A 6363-nucleotide genomic window follows, 5' to 3' on the forward strand; every position below is an offset into this window, starting at 1 on the left:
GGCTGCTCCTACAGGGGTGTTGTGTCAGATCGGGCAGGTCACGCCTGTGCCGCCGATGCCGCAGTAGCCTTGCGGGTTTTTCGCCAGGTATTGCTGGTGGTACGCCTCGGCGAAGTAGACCGTTGGCGCCTGGTCGATTTCGGTGGTGATGGTGCCCAGGCCGGCCTTGGTCAATTCAGCCTGGTAGGCCGCTTTGCTGGCCTCGGCCGCTGCCAGTTGTTCTGGCGTGGTGCAGTAGATCACCGAGCGGTATTGGGTGCCGATGTCGTTGCCCTGGCGCATGCCCTGGGTCGGGTTGTGCAGTTCCCAGAACAATTTCAGCAGGTCTTCGTATTTCACTTTTGCCTGGTCATACACCACCAGCACCACTTCGGTGTGGCCGGTCAGGCCTGAGCAGACTTCTTCATAGGTCGGGTTGGGGGTAAAGCCACCGGCGTAACCCACCACCGTGCTGACCACGCCGGGTACTTGCCAGAACTTGCGTTCTGCGCCCCAGAAGCAACCCAAACCAAAGATTGCAAAGCCGACGTCGTCCAAAAACGGGCCCAGCAACGGGTTGCCGTTGACGAAGTGGGTTTCAGGCAGTTGCATCGGTGTTTCACGGCCCGGCAGGGCTTGTTCTTGAGTGGGTAGCACGTTTTTATTCACCAGGATTTCCGAGCGCAAGACCATGTTTCATGTCCTCTCAGTCAGATTGCAGGAAGTTAGAACAGCAGTGTGCCCGAGTGCTGCGTCGCTGTCAGGTCAGCGGTCCGCGCGGGTAGCGTTTGAGTGCACGTTCCAGCTCGGCGCCGGGGATCGGCCGGTCGAACAGGTAACCCTGGCCCACGTCGCAGCGGTGGCGGCGCAAGAAGGCCAGTTGGGCGGCGGTCTCGATGCCTTCGGCCACTACTTTAAGCTTAAGGTTATGGGCCATGGCAATCACCGCTGAGGTGATTTCCATGTCGTTCTGGTTATCGGGGATGTCTTTGATAAAGCTGCGGTCGATTTTGATGATGTCGATCGGGAATTTCTTCAAGTAGCTGAGTGAGGAATACCCAGTACCAAAGTCGTCCATGGCCAGGGTCAGGCCCAGTTCCTTGAGCTGATCCAGCTGCAGGCGGGTGTCATCGGTGGCTTCCAGCAGCAGGCCTTCGGTCAGTTCCAGCTCCAGCAAGGCCGGGGGCAGTTGTTCTTCCTTGAGGATGCTGGCAATCGAGGCAACCAGATCCGGGTCGGAAAACTGCTTGGGCGACAGGTTGATCGCCACCTGCAAATTGCCAAACCCCGCCGCACTCAGTTGCTTGCTCATGCGGCAGGCCTGGCGCGCGACCCACTTGCCAATGGGGATGATCAGCCCGGTTTCTTCCGCGACGCTGATGAACTGGTCGGGGCGGATCATGCCTTTTTCCGGGTGGTCCCAACGTAGCAGGGCTTCCATGCCCAACAGCCGCCCTGTGCGTAAACACAGTTTGGGTTGGTAGAACACATCCAGCTCGTTTTGGGTCAGGGCGCGGCGCAGGTTGTTTTCGACGAACAGCTTATAACTGGCCTCGGCGTTCAAGGTTTCGGTGAACACCTGCACCTGATGCTTGCCGTTGGCTTTGGCCTTGTGCAGCGCCAGCCCGGCGTTACGCATCAAGGTCTGCGGGTCGAGCCCGTGCAGGGGCGCACAGGCCACGCCGACAGAGCCGGTGACGCTGATCAGTTGGTTATCGACGAACATCGGTTTGTCGAGGGTCATCAGCAACTGGCTGGCGGTTTGCTGGCCGACTTCAAGGGAGGCGTTGTCCAGCAATACGGCAAATTCGTTACTGGCGAAGCGGGCCAGATTATCTTCGGGGTTCAGGCTGTTGCGCAGGCGGCGCGCCAGGCTGATCAAGAGCTTGTCGCCGGTTTGGTGGCCGAGGCTGTCGTTGATCCGCTTGAAGTTGTCGATGTCTACCAGCAACAAGCACACCTTGGTAGCGCTGTCATGGGTGAACCGCTCATCGAGGTTACGGATAAAGGCCGGGCGGTTGCCAAGGCCGGTCAGGTTGTCGGTGTAGGCCAGGCGTTCGATCCGCTGTTGCGCCAGCTTGGCCTCGGTGATGTCTTCGTAAATACCGATGTAATGGGTCAGTTCGCGGTTGTCGCCATACACCTTCGAGATCGACATCTGGCCCCAGTAGGGCTCAAGGTTTTTACGCCGGCTTTTGAACTCGCCTTGCCAGCTATTGCCCTTGCTCAAGCTTGAATGCGCATCGAACAGCAGGTCGCTGAGGTTCTCCAGCGCCAGCAGTTCAGACAGCTTGTGGCCCTGGACTTCTTCGGCGCTGTATTGGGTGATGGCGGTGAAGCTCGGGTTGACGTACTCGACCACGCCGTCGCAATTGACCAGCAAAAAGGCATTGGCACTTTGCTCGACGGCCCGCTGGAACAGGTGCAGGGCGTTAGTGGCTGCGCGCCGGTTGTGGTTGTTGATCACTTGCGCGAACTGGTCGGCCAACTCGCCGGCAAAGGCGATTTCATCGGCTTGCCAGGCCCGCGTCTTGCCGGTTTGCTCAAGGCACAGCACGCCAATCACTTGGCCGTCGATGCGAATGCTGGCATCGAGCATGGCGTTGGTGTCGTGGCGGTTCAGGCAGGCCGCCAGTTCCCGGGTGCGCGGGTCGCGGTTGGCATTTTGCGCGTCGATGGAGCGGCTGGTGTGCAGGGCGTCGAGGTAGTCCGGGAACAGGCTGATGTCGATGGCGTCTTGTGCCACATACGCCTGGCTTTCGCGTTGAAACGCCGAAATCGGCAGCAGGCGGTGACCGTCGAGGGTCCACAGGCTGGCGGCGTCCAGTTGGTAAATGTCGCAGGCGCTGCGGGTGATCAGTTCGGCGGCTTCTTGCAGCGAGTTGTGCTGGCTGTAGCGGTGGCGGGCCAGACGCAGGATCAAGTCCTGTTGGGCGCGCACACGTTCAAGGTGTTGCAGTTGTTCTTGCTGGGCGCGCTGGTTGAGTTCCAGGGCGATGTGCAACCGGCTGTTTTGTGTTTCCAGCTCAGCGACCGGGGCCAGCGCGGTGCTGCTGACCGAGCCCTCCACCACTAGCACATAACCGCGCAAGAGCTGGCGGTTGTGTTGCTTGTAGGCTTCGCCCACTTCCATCAGATTCAGCGCCCCCAGGGGCGTGTGCAGGGTGTAATGCACCACATAGTGGGGGCTGGCGCGCAGTTGCAGCGCAATCGCGTCATGCAAGCGATAGCGCGCTTTGGGCTCCATCAGGCTGGCGTAGGGCGAGCCGACCAGTGCGCACAGCTCAGTGGCGGGCAACCCGACGTAGCGCTCGCAGCCAGGGTCGAGGTAAAGCAAGGCCCAACTGGCTTCATTAAGCCGCTCGAAACGCAGCATCCCGAGCCGCGAGGGCACGGGTAACTGCGTCACGACCTCGGCTGCCGTTCGCAGGGCAGCATCGGATTGGCTTTTCATGGGGGTACTCGCTTCACACATACGGATGGCACCAGGGCTCAAGCCCTGTTCCTGCGGTCTGCGGCAAGGTTGCATCATGCGTACTGAGCTGACAAGTGAACATGATTGACATCACCCACTTGAAGGTTAGCGCCGCAACGTCAGGATGCAACAGGCTGGCGATCGCTGGTTTCAGTTTTATGACTGTTATTTCAATGCAATCGTCACCGACTCAAGCACCCGACCCTTCGGGTTATAAAAATCGACCTGCAAGGACTGCCCGCTGAGGGTCAGGCAGGCAAAGTTGTCTTCGCTGACCATGGTGCTGGTCAACGCGGGGGAATAATGGCCTTGCCCATGACTGGCCAGCGGAGCATTGAGCAGCAGATTACTGGCCTTCGCGTACGGTAACAGCCTGCTGTTGCACAGCGGTGACGATACGATGCCGTGCACTACAAAGTTCGGGTCTTCGCTGTGGGTGAGCGAGCAGGTCAAAGAGCCGTGGATGTTGCCGCTGACAAACATCACGTTTTTAACGGCGTTGGTGCGGATGACTTCCAGCAGGCGCAGGCGTTGTGCGGAAAATGACTTCCAGCCGTCATCGCCATGGCTTTTTTGATCGGGCATGAACACTACGCTGCTGACGATGAACTTCACTTTGGCGGTGCTGTTTTTCACCCATTTATGCAGGGCGTTTTCTTGCTCGACGCCGATCATCCTGCGGTCAGTACCGGTTAACACGCGCTCGGTGCGACAGTCCATGACAAACCAGTCGGTGTCGCCATCGGCAAAGGTGTACCAGTATTTCTCTACGCTGCGGTTGATGCGCCCGTCTGTGAGCAGGTCGTGGGCGGGGCCGTGGCTGCACTGGAAGGTTTCGTAGGCGCGAATGGCATTGCTGTAGAGCTCGTCGTCCTGGTGGCTGCGACTTGCAGGCCAGTTATCTTCGATCTCATGGTCGTCGAGGATCATGTAGGTCGGGGTGCTGGCCATGAGCTGGCGGATGTGCGGCTGTGAGAAGGCTGCCCGGTATTTGCGCGAGATGTCTGCGTACTCCCGGTCGGGTGCGAAGATGTTCATGTCATCGACGTACACCTGATCCCCAATCATCAACATGCCATCAAGCGGTGTGCTGGCGTTCAGGTCGCTGATGGCCTTGAAGATCTTGTCGCCCAGTTCTGGCTTGGAAGGGGTATTCAGCGTGAGCCGCAGGTAGCGGCATGAGCCTACAACGTAGCGATGCGTGCGGTTGCGTTTGGGGGAGGCAGATTTAAACCGGTAGATCGTTGAGGGCCATTCCAGCGCTATGTGTTTGACGGTGTCCGGAGTGTGGTCCAGGTAAGTGGTTCTGAACCAGCCCGCCTGGTATTCGTAGGGGGTGTCTGCGCTCAGCCCGCGCAGGACCAGGGTGTCAGACATGTCGTAAATGTTGCTGAGCTTCGAATAGAGGCCAGCAGACCATTGCTGCGTGCCCGCTTTGCGGTAGCGAATCGCGGCAAAAACGGCATTTTCAGCATCGGCAGCGCCCCGGATAAAAATGCGCGCTTGCTCTGAGGTGGTGTAGCCCACTATGGGGCCAACGGTGGGTGTGTCCACGTCGAAATCCTTTTTGATAAGTGGCGATCCCTGTCGCCGTGGTTAAGTCCTTTCATTAACCGTAGAGGGGGGCAGAGGGAACTTCGCCTCTCAACATCAGCGGGCTTCGTAGTGCCGGGGTGTTGTGTGGTGAGGGAATTTTCTGGTTACAGAATCAAGAACCCCTCACCCTAGCCCTCTCCCGGAGGGAGAGGGAACTGACCGCACGCGGGTTCAAGAACACCTCTAATCAGCTCCCTCTCCCGGAGGGAGAGGGTTGGGGTGAGGGGGGATTTCAGGCAAAAAAAAGCCCCGCTTATTGGGCGGGGTTGAGGTACGAGCGTGGCGCTCGGAAAACAGTGCGCTATCCCGGCCTTCGGTGAGGAAGGCCGGGACGTGGCTTACAGCAGGATAGTGCGGATGTCGCCCAGCAACTGGCTCAGACGCTGGGTGAAACGTGCAGCTGCAGCGCCGTTGATCACGCGGTGATCGTAGGACAGCGACAGTGGCAGCATCAGCTTCGGCTGGAAGGCTTTGCCGTCCCAGACTGGCTGCATGGTTGCCTTGGACACGCCCAAGATCGCCACTTCCGGTGCGTTGACGATCGGCGTGAAGCCGGTGCCGCCAATGTGACCCAAGCTGGAAATGGTGAAGCAAGCGCCCTGCATGTCGTCAGCGGTGAGCTTCTTGTCACGGGCTTTGGCAGCCAGTGCAGCGGCTTCACCTGCCAGTTGCAGCAGGCTCTTCTGATCAACGTTCTTGATCACCGGCACCAGCAGGCCGTCTGGAGTGTCTACGGCGAAGCCGATGTGTACGTACTTCTTGCGGATGATCGCTTTGCCGCTTGGCGCCAGCGAGCTGTTGAAGTCTGGCAGTTCCTTGAGCAGGTGTGCGCAGGTCTTGAGCAGCAGCGGCAGAACGGTCAGTTTCACACCGGCTTTTTCTGCGACGGCTTTTTGCGCGACGCGGAAAGCTTCCAGCTCGGTGATGTCAGCCTGGTCGAACTGAGTCACGTGCGGGATGTTCAGCCAGCTGCGGTGCAGGCTCGATGCGCCGATTTGCATCAGGCGGGTCATGGCCACTTCTTCAACTTCACCGAAGCGGCTGAAGTCGACCGTCGGGATCGGCGGAATGCCTGCGCCGCCAGTTGCAGCGCCGGCAGCCGGAGCTTCCTTGGCCTTCTGCAGAGCGGTTTTGACGTAAGCCTGTACGTCTTCTTTCAAGACGCGACCGTGTGGGCCACTTGGGCTCACCGCGCTCAGCTCTACACCAAACTCACGGGCCAGTTGACGCACGGCAGGGCCGGCGTGAACTTTGGCACCGCTTGGCGCAGGGGCAGCCGCCGGTGCCGGAGCAGGGGCCGCTTCAGCCTTGGC

At 59.5% G+C, this 6363-nt stretch carries 4 protein-coding genes; all 4 read right to left on the reverse strand.

Going from position 1 to position 6363, the window contains the following annotated elements:
* Positions 1-24: 24 nt before the first annotated feature.
* Positions 25-672, reverse strand: a complete 648-nt coding sequence (msrA, locus tag GHO32_RS03200) for a peptide-methionine (S)-S-oxide reductase MsrA (protein WP_153335362.1) — start codon at positions 670-672, stop codon at positions 25-27.
* Positions 673-739: 67 nt separating this feature from the next.
* Positions 740-3433: an EAL domain-containing protein gene (locus GHO32_RS03205; protein ID WP_153335363.1), complete on the reverse strand. Its 2694-nt coding sequence runs from the start codon at positions 3431-3433 to the stop codon at positions 740-742.
* A 186-nt stretch (positions 3434-3619) separates the two neighbouring features.
* Positions 3620-5008, reverse strand: a complete 1389-nt coding sequence (locus GHO32_RS03210) for an alkaline phosphatase D family protein (protein ID WP_368668431.1) — start codon at positions 5006-5008, stop codon at positions 3620-3622.
* Between the two features lie 380 nt (positions 5009-5388).
* A partial coding sequence (locus GHO32_RS03215) for a 2-oxo acid dehydrogenase subunit E2 (RefSeq protein WP_178113833.1) occupies positions 5389-6363 on the reverse strand: 975 nt, incomplete at its 5' end.

Source organism: Pseudomonas sp. FSL R10-2189 (genome assembly GCF_009600325.1).
GTDB lineage: Bacteria > Pseudomonadota > Gammaproteobacteria > Pseudomonadales > Pseudomonadaceae > Aquipseudomonas > Aquipseudomonas helleri.